General features: G+C 69.1%; 17 protein-coding genes. 8 read left to right on the top strand and 9 right to left on the bottom strand.

The window, feature by feature from the left end; genetic code table 11:
• The 5 genes from AOZ13_RS04200 to AOZ13_RS04220 form a co-directional block, all read right to left on the bottom strand.
• A partial coding sequence (locus AOZ13_RS04200; RefSeq protein ID WP_324603248.1) for a Glu/Leu/Phe/Val dehydrogenase dimerization domain-containing protein occupies nucleotides 1–205 on the bottom strand: 205 nt, incomplete at its 3' end.
• A 76-nt stretch (nucleotides 206–281) separates the two neighbouring features.
• The gene (gene gdhB, locus AOZ13_RS04205; RefSeq protein WP_021779908.1) at nucleotides 282–1538 is read right to left on the bottom strand and encodes a glutamate dehydrogenase GdhB; all 1257 of its coding nucleotides are present in this window, start codon (nucleotides 1536–1538) and stop codon (nucleotides 282–284) included.
• A gap of 126 nt (nucleotides 1539–1664) precedes the next feature.
• Nucleotides 1665–2516, bottom strand: coding sequence for a class 1 fructose-bisphosphatase (locus AOZ13_RS04210; RefSeq protein ID WP_020221267.1), 852 nt, complete (start codon nucleotides 2514–2516; stop codon nucleotides 1665–1667).
• Nucleotides 2517–2642: 126 nt separating this feature from the next.
• Nucleotides 2643–5198 (bottom strand): heavy metal translocating P-type ATPase, encoded by a 2556-nt coding sequence (locus tag AOZ13_RS04215; RefSeq protein ID WP_021779909.1) that lies wholly within the window; start codon nucleotides 5196–5198, stop codon nucleotides 2643–2645.
• Between the two features lie 11 nt (nucleotides 5199–5209).
• A complete protein-coding gene (locus AOZ13_RS04220; protein WP_021779910.1) occupies nucleotides 5210–5998 on the bottom strand; it encodes a sulfite exporter TauE/SafE family protein in 789 nt (262 codons plus the stop codon).
• Nucleotides 5999–6111: 113 nt separating this feature from the next.
• Here AOZ13_RS04220 and AOZ13_RS04225 point away from each other — a divergent pair, with 113 nt between their 5' ends.
• Genes AOZ13_RS04225 through AOZ13_RS04235 form a run of 3 tightly spaced genes read left to right on the top strand, consistent with a single transcriptional unit; the run spans nucleotide 6112 to nucleotide 7723 of the window.
• The gene (locus AOZ13_RS04225) at nucleotides 6112–6696 is read left to right on the top strand and encodes an LOG family protein (RefSeq protein WP_021779911.1); all 585 of its coding nucleotides are present in this window, start codon (nucleotides 6112–6114) and stop codon (nucleotides 6694–6696) included.
• Between the two features lie 58 nt (nucleotides 6697–6754).
• Nucleotides 6755–7039: a DUF7111 family protein gene (locus AOZ13_RS04230; protein WP_020220903.1), complete on the top strand. Its 285-nt coding sequence runs from the start codon at nucleotides 6755–6757 to the stop codon at nucleotides 7037–7039.
• Nucleotides 7040–7099: 60 nt separating this feature from the next.
• Nucleotides 7100–7723, top strand: a complete 624-nt coding sequence (locus AOZ13_RS04235) for a DUF420 domain-containing protein (protein ID WP_020220904.1) — start codon at nucleotides 7100–7102, stop codon at nucleotides 7721–7723.
• Here AOZ13_RS04235 and AOZ13_RS04240 read toward each other — a convergent pair.
• The 4 genes from AOZ13_RS04240 to cyoE form a co-directional block, all read right to left on the bottom strand.
• Nucleotides 7720–8484 carry an ABC transporter permease gene (locus AOZ13_RS04240; protein ID WP_044957182.1) on the bottom strand — a complete coding sequence of 255 codons (765 nt, stop codon included), beginning with the start codon at nucleotides 8482–8484 and terminating at the stop codon, nucleotides 7720–7722. The two genes, AOZ13_RS04235 and AOZ13_RS04240, sit on opposite strands and share 4 nt — an antisense overlap.
• Before the next feature lie 52 nt (nucleotides 8485–8536).
• Complete coding sequence (locus tag AOZ13_RS04245) at nucleotides 8537–9457, bottom strand: ABC transporter ATP-binding protein (protein ID WP_020220906.1); 921 nt, start codon at nucleotides 9455–9457, stop codon at nucleotides 8537–8539.
• 89 nt (nucleotides 9458–9546) lie between these two features.
• Nucleotides 9547–10197: a DUF7546 family protein gene (locus AOZ13_RS04250; RefSeq protein ID WP_020220907.1), complete on the bottom strand. Its 651-nt coding sequence runs from the start codon at nucleotides 10195–10197 to the stop codon at nucleotides 9547–9549.
• 2 nt (nucleotides 10198–10199) lie between these two features.
• The gene (gene cyoE / locus AOZ13_RS04255) at nucleotides 10200–11582 is read right to left on the bottom strand and encodes a heme o synthase (RefSeq protein WP_020220908.1); all 1383 of its coding nucleotides are present in this window, start codon (nucleotides 11580–11582) and stop codon (nucleotides 10200–10202) included.
• Nucleotides 11583–11701: 119 nt separating this feature from the next.
• Here cyoE and coxB point away from each other — a divergent pair, with 119 nt between their 5' ends.
• From coxB to AOZ13_RS04280, 5 genes are all read left to right on the top strand, one after another.
• Nucleotides 11702–12793, top strand: a complete 1092-nt coding sequence (gene coxB, locus AOZ13_RS04260) for a cytochrome c oxidase subunit II (RefSeq protein ID WP_020220909.1) — start codon at nucleotides 11702–11704, stop codon at nucleotides 12791–12793.
• A 132-nt stretch (nucleotides 12794–12925) separates the two neighbouring features.
• Nucleotides 12926–13792, top strand: coding sequence for a cytochrome c oxidase subunit 3 (locus AOZ13_RS04265; protein WP_021779914.1), 867 nt, complete (start codon nucleotides 12926–12928; stop codon nucleotides 13790–13792).
• Nucleotides 13793–13848: 56 nt separating this feature from the next.
• A complete protein-coding gene (locus tag AOZ13_RS04270) occupies nucleotides 13849–14208 on the top strand; it encodes a DUF7541 family protein (protein WP_020220911.1) in 360 nt (119 codons plus the stop codon).
• Between the two features lie 598 nt (nucleotides 14209–14806).
• Entirely contained in the window at nucleotides 14807–15055 is a 249-nt protein-coding gene (locus tag AOZ13_RS04275) for a DUF6684 family protein (protein ID WP_020220912.1), read from the top strand.
• A 73-nt stretch (nucleotides 15056–15128) separates the two neighbouring features.
• Nucleotides 15129–16898, top strand: coding sequence for a cbb3-type cytochrome c oxidase subunit I (locus AOZ13_RS04280; protein ID WP_020220913.1), 1770 nt, complete (start codon nucleotides 15129–15131; stop codon nucleotides 16896–16898).
• Nucleotides 16899–16978: the final 80 nt, after the last annotated feature.

Below are 16978 nucleotides of genomic sequence, written 5' to 3' on the forward strand. Positions count from 1 at the left end.
TGTACGGTCCGCGGTCGCCGTTGAACTGCGAGCGATAGGCCGTGAACGTCTCCAGCGACCCGTCGTCGAGTTCGATCGTGAGCGTCGTTTCGAGGACGCGCTCGGGGCGCTTGAGGCGTTCGAGGACCCCCGGATCGATGTCGAGATACTGGCCGGCGTCGTCGAGTTGCTCCCGGAGGTTCTCGAACGGATTCTCCTCACTCATGAACACCGATACGCCCGGCGGGCGATTAAAGATACGCCTCACCGGCCGACCCGCGGCGATCGCCGACGCCGCGCCCTCAGAAGCCGCGAGCTTCGTGGGCGTCGGTGACGCGATCGAGCGCGACGACGTACGCGGCCTCGCGCCACGTCGCGTCGTCGTTGTCCTCGTAGGCGGAGACGACGGCGTCCCACGCGTCGGTCATCTCCGCCTCGAGTTCGTCGTTGACGCGCTCCTCGCTCCACGTGCGGCGGTTGATGTCCTGCAACCACTCGAAGTAGGAGACGGTGACGCCGCCCGCGTTCGCGAGGATGTCCGGGATGACGGGGATCCCGCGCTCGGCGAAGACGTCGTCGGCCGTGATCGTCGTCGGGCCGTTCGCCCCCTCGACGATCACGGCCGCTCGCACGTCGTCGGCGTTCTCGGACGTGAGGGCGTTGCCGACCGCGGCGGGGACGAGCAGGTCGACGTCGAGCGTCAGGAGGTCGCCGTTCTCGACCGTCTCGGGCGCGTCGTAGTCGCCGACGAGGTTCGTCTCGTCGCCCGCTTCCTTCACGGCCTCGATGTCGAGACCGTCCGGGTCGCGGATCCCCCCGTCGACGTCGCTGACGGCGACGACGTCCGCGCCCCACTCCTCGAGGAGCGAGGCGGCGTTCGCGCCGACGCTCCCGAAGCCCTGCACGGCGACGGTCGCGCCGTCGAGGTCGCGGTCGTAATAGTCGAAGGCCTCGCGGGCGATCGTGGCGACGCTGCGACCGGGCGCTTTCGCGCGGCCGTAGCTCCCACCGACGACCGGCGGTTTCCCGGTGGCGACGCCGGGCGTCGTCTCGTCAGTCTCCTTGCTGTACTCGTCCATGATCCACGCCATCGTCTGTGCGTCCGTGCCCATGTCGGGCGCGACGACGTCGCGCTTCGGCCCGACGAACTCACCGATCTCCTCGGTGAATCGGCGAGTGAGCCGCTCGTACTCCGCCTCGCTCAGGTCGCTCGGATCGACGGCGATACCGCCCTTTCCGCCGCCGAACGGGAGGTCCATCACCGCGCACTTCCACGTCATCCACATCGAGAGTCCGATACACTCCCCGACGTCCACGTCGGACTGGTAGCGGATCCCGCCCTTGTACGGCCCGCGGACGTTGTTGTGCTGGGAGCGATAGCCGACGAAGACGTCCCTGCCGCCGTCGTCGCGCTCGATCGGGACCGAGACGCGATGTACCTTGTGCGGCTCTCGTAACTCCTCGACGATTCCCTCGGGAATATCGATGTAGTCGAGCGCGCGATCGAGTTGCGTGCGTGCGGTCTCGACCGCAGACGCGTCTGTGGAGTCATCAGCCATGAAGTATCACGGACGGTCTCTCCCCGGCCGCCCGATTCCGTTTTCGGAGGGCCGACACGAAAAAGCGGCGGCCACCCCTCAAAGGAACGGATCTGTCGGGATCGATGACCCGCTCGTATCCGCGCGTCAGGCGAGCGCGCGCTCGGCCCGGCGCACGAGGCCGTCGTTCCCGAGGTAGACCGGCGTCCGCTCGTGGAGTTCGGACGGCCGGACGTCGAGGAGAGAGCGGCGACCGTCAGTGGACGCGCCGCCGGCGGTCTCGACGATGTACGCCATCGGCACGGCCTCGAACTGCGTGCGGAGCTTCCCCTCGGGGCGGTCCCGGAGTCCGGGGTAGGCGAAGACGCCGCCGTACGTGAGCACCTGATTGACGTCGGCGACCATCGCGCCGCTGTATCGGAGTTTCAGCTCGTCCTCGACGTCGCGGGCGTAGTCGGTGAAGTCGTCCGTCCAGTCGGGGAGGCGCCCGCCGAAGCCGTAGACCGTCGGGTCCGCGGGGAGGCTCACACTCTCGCCCTCGCGTCGCCCGTCAGGGGCGATCTCGTAGCGCGTGACGCCGTCGTCCGTCGCGGCGACCATGGTCGTGAGCGGCCCGTAGAGGACGTACGCGGCGGCGATGAGATCGCGGCCGGACGCGGGGAGCGGCGCGTCGTAGACGCCGACGATGGTGCCGGTCGGATTGTTCGCGCCGAGGTTCGAGGAGCCGTCGAGCGGATCGACGGTGACGGAGAGGGGACCGTCACCGAGATCGCGTACCGACTCGCACTCCTCGCTCGCGTACTGCCCGACGCCGTCGAGCGCGCCGAAGTGCGCGCGCAGCACCTCGTCGGCGTGGAGGTCCGCGTGGATCTGGCGATCACCGGTCGCGTTCCGATCGTCCGTCTCCCCGCGACGCCCCGCGAATCCCGCGCGGATCTCGGGCGCGGCCGCGGCGAGCGCGTCGAACACGTCGGCCACCTGCACCACGTCGGACATCATCAGTTCACGGTGGCCGTTCTACCGACTTAACGCTTTCCGAAATGACGCCGTATCTTCGACGTACAGGCCCTGAACGCCGGAAATGAGAAACTACGGAGTGAGTAAATATCCCGCCTCGGCGGTGGCTCACTCCCCGTCCAGCCCGTAGGAGCGCGCGGAGTTGGCGACGACGAGGATGCTGGAGACCGCCATCGCGACGGCGGCGAGCAGCGGGTCGACGAGACCGAGCGCGGCGAGCGGGAGCGTGATCGCGTTGTAGCCGAGCGCCCAGCCGAAGTTCTGGCGGACGCGCGAGCGCGTCGTCGCCGCGACCGCGAAGAGCCGCCGCACCGAGCGCAGGCCGCCATCGGTGACGGTGGCGTCCGCGGCCTCCGTCGCGAGTTCCGTCCCGGAGGCGAACGCCACGCCGAGATCGGCGGCGGCGAGCGCGGGCGCGTCGTTCGTCCCGTCGCCCACCATCGCCACCGTCCCCTCGGCGCCGCGGAGGCGATCGACGACCGCGGCCTTCGCCTGCGGGAGCACGCCCGCGAACACGTCGTCCACGTCGGGGTGGTCCTCGAACGCCGCGACCGCCGACTGGTCGTCCCCCGTCACGACGACGACCTCCCGGCCCGCCGCGGCGAGGGCCTCGACCGTCTCCGCCCAGTCGTCGCGCGGGGCGTCGCGGGCCGCGAGGACGCCGCGCGCCGCGCCGTCCCACCCGACGACCGTCGCGATCGCACCGTCGGCCTGCGCGGCCGCGACGGCGCGCTCGACCGCGTCGGGCACCGTCCAGTCGTCGCCCGCGAACAGATCGGGGTGGCCGACGAGGGCGTCCACTCCCTCGACCGTTCCGGCCGCCCCGCGGCGGCGCTCCTCGAAGTCCGTGACTCGCAGTGCGTCGCCGGCGTCGCCCGCCATGTCAGGCCCGGCGTTCGCTGTGCCGCCATCGGCGGCCGGCGTCTCACGGTCGTCGCCCGTGGGGACAGCCTCGTCGCCGATCGCGTCGCTTGCGGCCGCGCGATCGACCACCGCGTCCGCGATCGGGTGGTTCGCCTCGCGCTCGATCGCGGCCGCGTGGCGCAGGACGGCGCGCTCGTCGGACCCCTCATCGATCGCGACGTCGGTAATGCGCATCCGGCCCTCCGTGAGCGTGCCGGTCTTGTCGAAGGCGACGACGTCGACGTCCGCGAGCGACGCCACGGCGTCGGTGTTCGTCACGAGCACGCCGTCGTCGGCGGCGCGGCTCACCCCCGCGGCCACGGCGACCGGCGTCGCGAGACCGAACGAGCACGGACAGGAGACGACGAGCACGGAGACGCCGACCGTGAGCGCCTCGCGGACGGGCGCACCCGTGACGAGCCAACCGCCGGCGACGACGACGGCGAGCCCGATGACGAAGGGGACGAACAGCGCGGCGATTGTGTCCGCGAGGCGCTGCGTTCCACCGGAGCCGGACTGGACGTTCCAGAGCTGCGCGAGCAGGCGATCGTACGTGCTCGCGGCGCGCTCGCCGACGCGGACCACGAGGCGCCCGTCCGTCGCGACGGAGCCGCCGATGACGGAATCGCCCGGCCCCTTCGTCTCCGGGACCGACTCGCCCGTCACGAGCGCCTCGTCGACCGCGGCCTCGCCCTCGACGACGGTGCCGTCGAGCGGGACCCGCTCGCCGCGCTTCACGATCACCTCGTCGCCGGGTTCGAGCGACTCGACGTCGACCTCGTGCGTCCCCGATCCGCCGCGGACGAGCGCCGTCGTGACGCGGTCGAAGTCGAGGTCACCGATCGAGCCGAGCGCGCGGCGCTTCACGCGGCGCTGGACGAAGTCGCCGAGCGTCACGACGGCGACGATGGCCACCGCGACGTCGAAGTAGATGACGAGACCGCCCGTGGCGACGACGTACATCGAGTAGACGTACGCGGCGAGCGCCCCGCCCGCCACGAGCACGTCCATGTTCGGTCGCCCCGCCCTGAGGCTGACGTACGCCGAGCGGAGGATCGGGTAGCCGACGAAGAAGAGGACGAACGACGAGAGCAGCGGCACGGGGACGAACACCATCACGTGCGTCGCGGGCTGCGCGAGGAACGACTCGGGGTAGACGCCGAGGTACGCCGGATAGAGGAACAGGAGGTAGATCGACATCACCGCCATCGCGCCGAGGACGCCGAGGACGGTGCGCAACTCGTCGCGCCCGAAGCGCTCCTCCTCGGCCGTCGCCGTCCCGACCTCCGGGACGTTCGCGCGGTAGCCGAGGCGACTCACCGACTCCGCGAGCGCCTCCTCGTCCGTCTTCGAGCCGTCGTAGGAGACCTTCAGCATCTCCGTCGTGTAGCTCGCCTCGGCGTCGTAGACGCCCTTACTTCCGCGCGCCGTCGTCTCCAAGAAGGCCTCGCAGGCCGTGCAGTGCATCCCGTCGACGGCGAGGAACGCCGTCTCGGCGTCCGCCGGGACGTCGCTCGCGCCCCCGTCGCCCTCGCCGGCCGCGTCGAGGTCGTCCGCCGACAGCTCGGCCGGATCCGCGTCGCCGAGCGTGCGATACACCTCACGACAGCCCCGACAGCAGAAGGTGCCGTCGACGGCGTCCGCGTCCGATCCGCTCGCGGGAGCGTCGCGCCCGCGACCGTCATCGTCCGTCACCGGGTCGCCGCGGATCGGGAGGTCGCAGAGCGTGCAGGTGTCCGTGTCGGTATCAGTATCGGTCATGGTGGTATCGGTCACGGTGTCGCGGTGTAGTGCGGGATCGGGACGTGCGGGACGGGGAGACCGAGCAGGCCGAGACCGGCGAGCAGCGGGACGAACCCGAGGGCGACGAACGCCGCGCCCAACACCCGGTGGGCGGCCGCGCGCCGCGCCGCCGGCACCGACCCGAGCACGGTCCCGTAGAGGACCATCGTCGGCATCGTCCCGATCCCGAGCGCCGCGAGGTCGAGCGCGCCCGCGACGGGGTCGCCCTGCCCGAGCGCGTAGACGAACGCCGGGTAGAGTAGCGGGCAGGGGAGGAAGGCGTGGATCGCGCCGAGGAGCGCGATCTTCGGGCCGTTCGCGTAGTCGTCGACGCGCGCGGTCGCGACCCCCGCGACGCGGGAGAAGAGCGCGCCCGCGCCGCCCGTACCGATCGAGAACGGGACGACGGTGGCGAGTCGGTCGCGCCCGAGGACGCGCGTCAGCCCGACGGCGATCACGAGCAGGCCGACGCAGACGCCGACGGCGCCGCGGAGGAGGTCGCCCGAGCCGCCGAGCGCGACGCCGGCGCCCGCGTAGACGGTCGCGCCGAGCAGGCCGAGCAGGCCGCCGACGACGGCGTAGCTCGCCGTCCGCCCGGCGTTGAAGAGGGCGTGCTGGCGAAGCTCGAACCACGACGGACCCCGGCCCCGATCGTCCGAGGGCATCCGCTCGGCGTACGACGTGACGAGCGGGCCGCACATCCCGAGGCAGTGCGCGCCGCCGAGCAGCCCCACGAGCGCGAACAGCGCGAGTTCCGCCGGGGCGACGAGCGCGGGCATCGGTTACGGGAGGATACGGTACTCGCGCCTAAACCCTCACCGGGTTCGTCGTCGCGCGGGGAACGACCGCCGTCCCCGGTGGGATTTATCGGGACGGCACCGCTCGCCCCACCATGGACGCACTCTGTGTCTACTGCGGATCGAGTCCGGGCGAGCGCCCCGAGTACCGCGCGGCCGCCGAGGCGCTCGGCCGCGAGCTCGCCCGTCGCGACGTGACGCTCGTCTACGGCGGCGGCCGCGTCGGCCTGATGGGCGAGGTGGCGGACGCGACGCTCGCCGCCGGCGGCGACGCCCACGGCGTCATCCCCGAGTCGCTCGAAGCGAAGGAGATCGCCCACGAGGGCCTGACCGACCTCGACGTCGTGGAGTCGATGCACGCCCGAAAGGCCCGGATGGCGGAGTTGGCGGACGGCTTCGTCGCGCTCCCCGGCGGCTTCGGCACGATCGAGGAGATCGTCGAGGTGCTCACGTGGGCGCAACTGGGCTTTCACGACGCGCCCTGCGGCTTCCTGAACGTCGCGGGCTACTACGACGACCTCGCGTCCTTCTTCGACCACCAGCAATCGGAAGGATTCGTCGAGCGAAAGCACCGCGAGATGGTGACGTTCGCGGACGGCGTGAACGACCTCTTCGACGCCTACGAGTCGTACGAGGCCCCGTCCGTGAAGTCCGTGCTCTCGGACACGGACGAGACGTGACGCGCCGCGTGACCGACGAGCCGACAGTCTCTCGTACCGGGCGCGAGAACCGTCGGCGATGACCGACACGGACGCCGCCATCGCCGAAGCCGGCGGGATCACGGCGCGCTATCGCGAGACCGCGGAGGAGCGGGTGCTGGAGTTCGAGTCCGGCGGCCGGACCGCGTGCGTCGCGCAGAACCGCGAGGGGTACGCGATGCTGAAGGTCCGCCCGAGCGCCGGCGGCGACGAACTCGAACGCTACTACGGCTTCGACATGGCGCTCGATCACGCCGCCGAACTGCTCGGCGTCTCCCCGAACGATCTCCCGATCCCCGAGGACGCGGCCGACATGGGGATGTAGCGCCGATCGCGGCGCCACCGAACGGGGCCACCTAAGTCGCGGGACGCCCAACGTGGCCGCATGGCAGACGCGGACGCCGTTCGACGCGACGTACCCCTCGTATCGCTGCCGCGGGTCCGGAAGCACGTGCTCGGCGTGACGGCCGTCGTCACGATCGTCGCGTACGCCCTCGTCGGACTGACGTTCGCGGGAATGCTCCCCTACCCGTCGATCTCGAAGGCGACCGTCGGCGTGCTGGAGTGGGTGATCACGCTCCTGAACGCCGTCTCGCTCGTCGCGCTCTGCCTCGGGTGGTACTACGTCCGTCGCGGGCGGATCCGCGCGCATCGGCGCGCGATGCTCACCGGCATCGCCACGATCGTCGTCTTCCTCGTGCTCTACCTCGAGAAGGTCGGCGGCGGCGGCATCAAGGAGTTCGTCGGACCCGCGTGGGTGAAGGCGTACGTCTACCTGCCGATGCTCGGGATCCACGAGATCCTCTCGGCGCTCGCGGTCCCGCTCGTCGCCTACGCGCTCGTCGTCGGTCTCACGACGCCGATCCGCGACCTCCCGAATACCGCCCATCCCCGCGTCGGCCGCTGGGCGGCGGTGACGTGGATCCTCAGCCTCCTCCTCGGCATCGTCACCTTCGTCCTCATCAACCTCGTCTACGACTGGACGTTCCAGTCGACGCTCCCCTTCTAGCGCTCCGTCCACGGGATGAGGTAGGCGCCGAGGACGAAGGCGACGACGGTGAGGACGAGCAGCACGGCGTAGTCGGCCGCGGCGGACCCCGGCCAGCCGGCGTGATTCCCCGGATACGTGGCCGCACGGACGCCGTAGGCGAAGTACGAGAGCGGCGAGAGGTCCGTCACGGGCCGAAACCACGCGGGGAGCGAGGCCGGACTCAGGAAGGTGTTCGAGAGGAAGAGGAGCGGGAGGGCGATCCCGTTCGACGCCGTGATCGCGCCGTCCTGACTGTCCGCGAGCGCGCCGAGGATCGCGCCGATCCCGCAGAAGAGCACGGATCCCGTGGGAACGAAGAGGACGAGCCACGGCGAGAAGCGGAAGTCGGCGCCCGTCGCAGAGAGGAGGACGAGCAACACGATACAGGCGAGGGCGATGAGCGCGGCGTTCACGAGCGTCTGGGCGACGAGCCACTCCCCGCGCGTCATGGGCGAGGCCGCGAGCTTCTCGAAGCGATTGCCCTCGCGGAAGCGCGCGACCTCGGAGCCGACGCGCGAGAGCGGCGTGAAGAGGACGACGACGGCGAGATACGCCGGCACGTAGTAGCCCGGCGGCTGGCTGAACAGCCCGGTGCCGCCCCCGCCCGTGCGGACGAGACCCGCGAAGATGACGATGAGGAGGATCGGGAAGAAGAAGGTGAAGAAGACGGCGACGCGACGCCGAACGAACGACTTGTAGGCGGCGCGCGCTTCCGTGGCGACGCGCGAGAGTCGGCTCACGCGGCCCACCCCTCACGGCCGCGGCGAGCGCCCGACTGAGCGGTGTGCGCGATCACGCCACCACCTCCTCTTCGTCCGCCTCGACGAGCGTCGGGTCGTCCGCAAGGCGGAGGTAGACGTCCTCCAGATCCGGCTCCGTCCACGAGAGCGCGTCGAAGTCGATCCCCCGCTCGTCGAGGGCGGCCGCGACGTCGCCGATATCGGCGGGTTCGACGCCGAGGACGTGGAGCGCGTCGCCCTCCCGAGTGACGTCGTAGCCGAGACCGTCGAGGGCGGCCGGGTCCGCGAGCGTCTCCACGACGACGTACTGCTCGCCCCCGTACGCCGCGACGAGTGCCTCCGGCGACCCCGTCGCGACGAGTTCGCCGTCCGCGAGGAGACCGACGCGGTCGGCGAGGCGCTCCGCTTCAGCCATGTAGTGCGTCGTGAGGAAGACGGTCGTCCCGCCGTCCGCGAGGGCCTCGAAGACGTCCCAGAGCGCGCGCCGGCCCGCCGGATCGATGCCGGTCGTCGGCTCGTCCACGAAGAGGACGTCCGGGTCGTTCGCGAGCGACGCCGCGACGCAGGTGCGCCGCTGCTCGCCGCCGCTCATGTCGCCGTACCACGTCGATTTGTCCGGGTCCATGCCGACGGTTCGAAGGAGATCGCCCGGGTCGCGCGCGTCGTCGTAGAGACCGGCGTAGTAGGCGACGAGTTCGCGCGCGGTGAGCCGATCGGGCGGGTCGAAGTCCTGCGGGAGGAGACCGAGGCGCTCCTTCGCGGCCTTCGAGGGGGGTTCACCGAGCAGCTCGACGCGCCCGCTGTCCGGCGTTCGCGTGCCCGTGAGACAGCGAGTGAGCGTCGTCTTCCCGGCACCGTTCGGCCCGATCAGCGCGAACACCTCGCCCGACTCGACGGCGAGCGAGACGCCGTCGAGCGCGACGGTGTCGCCGTACTTCTCTCCGACGTCGTCGGCGACCACAACCGGCGCCATATTTCGTCCTCGTCCCGGCGACGCGGTAAGCGTTCCGTTTCGGCGACCGACGGACGCGTACAAATACCCGAATCGGGCCGCCCGTGCCGTCAGCGCGTCGGCCGCCACGTCAACGCGAGGACGGAGGCGACGAAGACGACCGTCGAGACGCCGTAGGCGCGCGTCATCGTGATCGAGGTGAGTACCGAGGCGCTCCCGAAGATCCCCGTCGCGATCGTCGCGAGCACCGGCCACGCGCAGGAGACGCAGGAGACGAGACCGAGGAGACCGGAGAGCGCGGACGCGGAGGCGTCGCGGACAGTACAGGAAACGAGGGAGGCGAGCGCCGCGTACCCCGCGACTTTGAACGGCATCAGGACGACCGTGAACGCGCCCGCGCTGTAGATCGGCGCGGGACCCCACCCGAGCGGGAGCCAGTGGACGGAGAGACCGAGACCCGTACCCGAGAGGTGGTACAGCCCGCCCGCGTAGCCGACGAGGAGGAAGTACGCGACGCCGATCGCGTACGACGCCCACCGGACGCGCCGCGACGTCGGCGTCGGCCGCGTCCGGAGGACGGCCCACAGGGCCACGTCGATCCACACCCACGGATAGACGTAGACGAGGACGTCCGTCGGCGTCCCCGGCGCGAGGAGGACGTACGCGAGCGTGGCGAGGAGTTCGGCGTTGAGGAGCGCGCCCCACCGAAGGAGCGTCGGGGCGTCCGGCGACGGAACGTACCGATCGAGCGTCGCGTACATTGTCAGACGACGATCGCGTCGATGAGGACGGCGAGGAGCATCGCCCCGAGGAAGGCGTTCGAGGCGTGGAACGAGCGCATCGCGGCCGTCCGGTCGCGCTCCTCGTGGAGGCGGACGACCATCCAGAGGAAGACGCCGCCGAGGACGACGACCGTCGCGGCGTAGAGCCACCCGAGGTCCGTCACGGCCGCGAGGACGGCCGCGCCGATGAGCGTCGCACCGAGCCACCCGACGATGTGCTTCCGAGTCACCGCGGCGCCCCGGACGACCGGCATCATCGGGAAGCCCCCGCGCTCGTAGTCGTCGCGGTAGGCGAGCGCGAGGTTGTAGAAGTGCGCGGGCGTCCAGAGGAAGATGACGCCGGCGAGCGCGAGCGCGGGCAGCCCGATCGACCCCGTGACGGCCGTCCACCCGATGAGCGCCGGGAGCGCGCCCGCCGCACCACCGATGACCGTGTTCTGGACGGTGTTCGGCTTCAACACGAGCGTGTAGATCACCGAATAGAAGACGATCGCGGTGAGACCGAGGAACGCGGTGAACAGCCCGAGCCGGAGGAAGGAGACGAGCGACGCGAGCGCGAGGAGCGCGCCGAACGCGAGCGCGTTGCGCTTCGGGATCAGGTCGGTCGCGAGCGGTCGGTCCGCGGTGCGGTTCATCTTCCGATCGACGTCGCGTTCGAGGACGTGATTGAACGTCCCGCTCGCGCCGATGGAGAGCACGCCGCCGAGGAGGGTGAGCACGACCGTCCGCGCGGTGAGCGCGGGACCGGCCGCGAGCGCCATCCCGGCGGAGGCGACGAGGCAGAGCAGCCACATCAGCCGCGGCTTCATCATCCGGACGTACGCCCCGGCGAGCACGCGCCACCCGGGATCGTCCGATCCGGCCGCGAGCGGCTCGGGATCGCCGTCACCCTTCGGCGCGCCGTCCCACTCCGCGGAGGGCTTTTCGGCCGTCCGCGCTTCGAGCGCCCACGCGAGCGCGAGGACGAGACCCGAGAAGATGACGACGCCGAGACCGAGGTGGAGCACGGGAACGTACGCGACCGCGTTCGTCGCGGCGAGCGCGCCGACGAGCACCTGTATCGGGTAGCAGACGACGGGGACGCCGATCGCGGCGAGGACGCGCGTCTCCGCGCCCTCGGCGTACGCGAGGGCGACTGTCCCGAGGAGGAGGGCGCCGACGAGAGCGGCGAGGAGTCGGTGGGCCCAGACGATCTCCAGCGAGACCGAGGTGAGCGAGAGCCAGCGGCCGTTGCACGCGGGCCACGTCGGGCAGGCCGCGGCGGCGTCCGTGAGCGCGGTCGTCGCGCCGGCGACGAGGAGCGCGTAGACGCCGAGGATGGCGGCGACGAGTGCGTGCGTGAGCCGGGGGCGTATCGTTCGCACGAGGAACCTCTCTGTCGGCGATTGGGTCGCGGCGTACTTATCCCCCCCGACTCCCGATCGGCGGACGAAACCCCGAGTCGGTAGTTATTTGCCCGGCACATCCCAACCGTCGATTAGCAATGTCCCGGAAGCGGCTCTTGTCCGTCCTGACGATGGGGCTGATGGGGCTGGTGCCGTTCGTCGTCGCTGCCGAGCCGGCCGCGGCGGCGACCTCGGTGACCAACCACTACATCGACAACGTCAGCAATCTGTTGCTCGCCGTCGCGCTGCCCCTCACCATCATCGTCGAGGGTGTCCTCTTCTACGCCATCTGGAAGTTCCGGAAGGCCGACGAAGCCAAGCCCACACAGGAGAACCGGCGCCTCGAAATCACGTGGACCGCCGCGACCGCGGTCGTCCTGCTGTTCGTCGGTCTCGTCGCATACGGAGCGATGGGGTCGCCGTACGTCCTCCCCTCCGATAAGGACGCCCAGCACATGATGGAACAGCCCGACACGACCGTCGTCCACGTCGACGCCTACCAGTGGTCGTGGCAGTTCCACTACCAGTACGACGGGACGAACTTCACGTCGAGCAAGCTCGTCCTCCCCGCAAAGAAACAGGTCGTGTTGCGGATCACGTCACGCGACGTCCTCCACTCCGTCCACATCCCCGCGCTCGGACTGAAGAAGGACGCGTTCCCGGCCAAGACGAACTACATCGCGACGGAGATCGACTCAAGCGCCGTCCGGGATAAGCCCTACATCCTCTACTGTGCGGAGTTCTGCGGCGCGGGCCACTCCAACATGCTCGCCGACGTCATCGTGAAGAACCGGACGTCGTACCAGCAGTGGGCGAGCGAGCAGGCCCAGCAGGCACGGCAGTCGGCCAGCGAGTCGAGCGGGTCGAGTTCGTCGGGGACGTCGAACGCGACGTCGTCGAATACGACGGCGACGACCCCCACCGCTAACGCGACACCCACGACGACCACGACAGTCACGAACGCGACGTCGTCGAATACGACAACCACGACAGTCACGAACGCAGCGTCGTCGAATACGACGACCACGACGACCCCCACCGCTAACGCGACACCCACGACGACCACCGCGACGACGACCGAAACGGCCGGATCTGACGGGTCGACCACCGCCGGCACGGCGTCGTCGAACGCGTCGGAGGCGACGACCACGACGGCGGCATCCCTCGCGGCACCGCCCGCCGCGGCCTGATCGCCACACGTTCTTCGCCACGTTTCTCATCGCTTCGCGCCCTCGGAGACCCGATCTCTCCGATTTCGATCCGGGAACGCGTCGGGACCAGTTGGGAGGTTTTTTAACGTATCCCGCGCTACCCGCGAGTATATGGCTACGGAGGAAAGCGAAGACCACGGGCACTTCTTGCCCGCCGTCCGCGACTGGCCGCGCGGCTACGGCGAGGCGAGCTGGTGGCCGTTCTTCACGGCTCTCGGACTACTGGTGGTCTACACCGGCGCATCGCTGTACGTGATCGGACAGGGCACGGACATGGTCGCGCCGACCGTCGGCGTCGGGCTGTTCGTCGCCGGCTGGGTCGTCAGCATCGTCGGGATGCTCGGCTGGATCTATCAGGCGTTCATCGTCGACTTCTGGAACCGCGGCTCGCACAACGGCGGAGCGTCGCTCCGGCTGGGAATGCTCCTGTTCCTCGGGACCGACATCGCCACCTTCGGCGCGGGCTTCGTGTACTACTTCTTCATCCGCACGGGCGGCTGGCACACGGAGTACCTCCCGGAGAGCGGGCTTCTCACGAGCGTCCTCGTCATCAACACCGTGCTGCTCGTCGTCTCCAGTTTCACCATCCACTGGGCGGAGGGCCAACTCCAGAAGGGCAACCACCAGCGCTTCATTCAGGGGCTGATCGTGACCTTCCTCCTCGGCGCGGCGTTCGTCGCCGGGCAGATTTACGAGTACTCCGAGTTCATCCTCCACGAGGGATTCACCATCACCTCGGGAATCTTCGCCAGCGGCTTCTTCGGACTCACCGGACTCCACGGGATGCACGTGAGCTTCGGCGTGATCCTGCTCGGCGTCCTCGCCGTCCGCAGCCTGCGCGGGCAGTACGACGAGGACCGGCACGTCTCCGTCACGACCGTCTCGTGGTACTGGCACTTCGTCGACGCGGTCTGGCTGTTCCTCGTCGCCGTCGTCTACATCGGCTCCGTCCTCGGGACGGAGTTCAGTCCGTTCTGAGGCGGCGGCGTCCGCGGAGCGATACGCTTCTTACGTCCGCGTCCCAAAACGACCGTATGGAAGAACAACCGGGCTTGAGCGAACAGTACACTCGCGCGAGCCCGTGGCCGGTGTTCGTCGCGCTCGGACTCGTCCTCAGCGAGTTCGGCGTGTTTCTGGGGAACTACCTCCTCCCCGTCGGCGTCGGTGGCGTCCTGCTCCTCGAGGCGAGCGTCGTCGGCATCCTCCGGGAGTCCGGCTACGTCGAATCGATGTGGCCGGCGTCGCTCGGCGTCGGCGCGCTCGTCGGCGCGCTCGGCGTGGTCCTCCTCGTCTTCACGACGCGGCTGAATCGCGGCGTCTCGCTCGCGGGCGCGGGCGCTCTCGCGGTGCTCGCGGCGATCGGTCTCTTCTGCTACGAGAACGGCTACCTGTGAACTACCCCACCCGACCCGACTTCGCTGGGTCTTGGGACCTCACTCGTGGCGGGTGGGCTGTGGTGCGGTCCTCGCTCGCAGTTGGCGCGACGGGGCGTCTTGTGCGCGCCGCCTCCCGGACGCCCGTCGGGGTCGATGGATCCACCATTTGGGGCCGGGCTACTGCGGCCCGTACTGCGCGGGACGTGTGCCAGCCCAGCACTCCTCGGCAGTACGAAGGGGTGCGATATCGGAGCTGTGGACGCCCCTGACGGTTTCCTCCCGACCGACTCGCTCGCTACGCTCGTGGTTCGAGGGAGCAGCGCGCTCTCGTCGTCACAAGAACCTTCGATTCTTACTATTCAGCCAGAGACCGTTGGTTTCTGGCAACATTGCGGGAAGCGAAGCTTCCCGCGTGCAGTCAGAACGCGATGCGTTCTGGCAACATTGCGGGAACTCAAAGATTTCCCGCGTCCAGCCAGAAACCGTTGGTTTCTGGCAACATTGCGAGAGACGCAGCGCGTCTCTCGAGCGACTCCGTGCGGTCGGAGGCTCCACCTCGACTCAGGCTGAGGGAAACCCTCAACATATATTTGCGCGGGGACCGCACACTCAGGCAATGAAGCCCAACTCCAGCGTGTTCGAGAGGGACGTCCTCCTCGACATCGCGGTGAACATCATCCCGCTCGCGATGATCATCGTCTTCGCGGCCGCCTTCTTCGTCGTCAATCCGTGGGCGAACGACACGACGTTCAGTCGCGTCCTCCAGTACGCGCTCCTCGTCATCCCGTTCGTCTGTCTCGCGGTGGTAACGTTCGTCGCCGCCCGCCGCGTCGAAGTCGTGGAGGACGTCGAGGTCGGCCCGTAGCCGTCGGGCGTTCGCGGGGGTGGCGACGGACGAACCCGTACCTTTCTTTACCGTGGCCACCCCACGACCGAACATGGCAGTCTCCCCCGAACTCGTATTCTCGGTGCTGATGGGGCTGCTGCTCCTCGTCGTGGCGGGATGGCTGACCCGCCTCGAAGACTGGCAGGCGTACGCGCCTGTCGGCGGGGGCGGCTACGGCGAAAGCACCGGGCACGGGCACGAAGAGAAACCGGCAGGACTGACTCGGTGGCTCACCACCGTCGATCACAAGGACCTCGGCATCCTGTACGCGACGTTCGGTCTCGTCGCGTTCGCGTGGGGCGGAATCACGGCGATGCTCATGCGCGTCGAGCTTTCGACGCCGAACATGGACTTCCTCGCACCGTTCGGCGGCATCGGGCTGTACAACGCCCTGCTCACGACGCACGGGATCACGATGCTGTTCCTGTTCGCGGCCCCGCTCATCTTCGGGTTCGCGAACTACATGGTCCCCCTGCTCGTGAACGCGGACGACATGGCGTTCCCGCGCATCAACGCCATCGCGTTCTGGATCCTCCCCTTCTCCACGATCCTGATGTGGGCGGGCTTCTTCCTCCCGCTTCTCGGGGTCGACATCGAGGCCGCGAAGACGAGCTGGACGCTCTACACGCCCCTCTCCAGAAACATGGCCGGTACGGGCGTCGACGTCTTCCTCCTCGGGTTCCACCTCTCCGGGATCTCGACGACGATGGGCGGGATCAACTTCATCGCGACCATCGTCGCCGAACGCGACAGCGCGAGCGTCCCGTGGAGCAAGCTCGACATCTTCAGCTGGACGATCCTGACACAGGGCGGACTCATCCTGTTCGCCTTCCCGATCCTCGGGGCGGCGATCATCATGCTGCTGCTCGATCGGAACTTCGGGACGACGTTCTTCGCCGGCAACGGCGGGGGCGCGTTGCTCTGGCAGCACCTCTTCTGGTTCTTCGGTCACCCCGAGGTGTACATCCTCGTGTTGCCCCCGATGGGGCTTATCAGCCTCATCCTCCCGAAGTTCGCGGGCCGCAAGCTCTTCGGGTTCAAGTTCGTCGTCTACTCGACGCTCGCCATCGGGATCCTCTCCTTCGGCGTGTGGGCGCACCACATGTTCACGACGGGGATCAACCCGCGTCTCACCGCCTCCTTCATGGCGGTCTCGCTCGCGATCGGGATACCGTCCGCGGTGAAGATCTTCAACTGGATCACGACGCTGTGGAACGGGAAGCTCCGGATGACGGCGCCGATGCTCTTCTGCGTCGGCTTCGTCCAGAACTTCATCATCGGCGGCGTCACCGGCGTCTTCCTCGCCGCCGTTCCGTTCGACCTCGTGATGCAGGACACCTACTACGTCGTCGGGCACTTCCACTTCATCGTCTTCGGCGCGATCGGCTTCGCGCTCTTCGCGGCGATGTACTACTGGTTCCCGATGATGACCGGCCGGATGTACGACCGGGGGCTCGCGCTCTGGCACTTCTGGCTCTCGATCATCGGCGGGAACGTCACGTTCATCGCGATGTTGATCCTCGGCTACGGCGGGATGCCGCGCCGGTACGCGACGTACCTCCCGCGGTTCACGACGTGGCACGACATCGCGACGCTCGGCGCGTTCCTCATGCTGTTCGGTCAGCTCGCGTTCGTCTGGAACCTCTGGCAGTCCGCCAAGTACGGCAAGCGCATCGACTCCGCCGACCCGTGGAACCTCAAGCAGTCCGATCAGTTCACGAACGAGTGGCGGTGGTACGAGAGCAAGCGCCAGACCATGCTCGCCGACGGCGGTGACGAAGAGACCGACGCGGACGACGCTGAGACGCCCGCGGCCGACTGACGACTCGTTCGTTCGTTTCGCTCTTTTCGCGCTCTCGTTCGTCTCGCGCGCTCCACCCGATTCCGATTTCGCTCTCGTTC

Origin of the sequence: Halarchaeum acidiphilum MH1-52-1 (assembly GCF_000474235.1) — an archaeon.
In the GTDB taxonomy this organism is placed as follows: Archaea; Halobacteriota; Halobacteria; order Halobacteriales; family Halobacteriaceae; genus Halarchaeum; species Halarchaeum acidiphilum.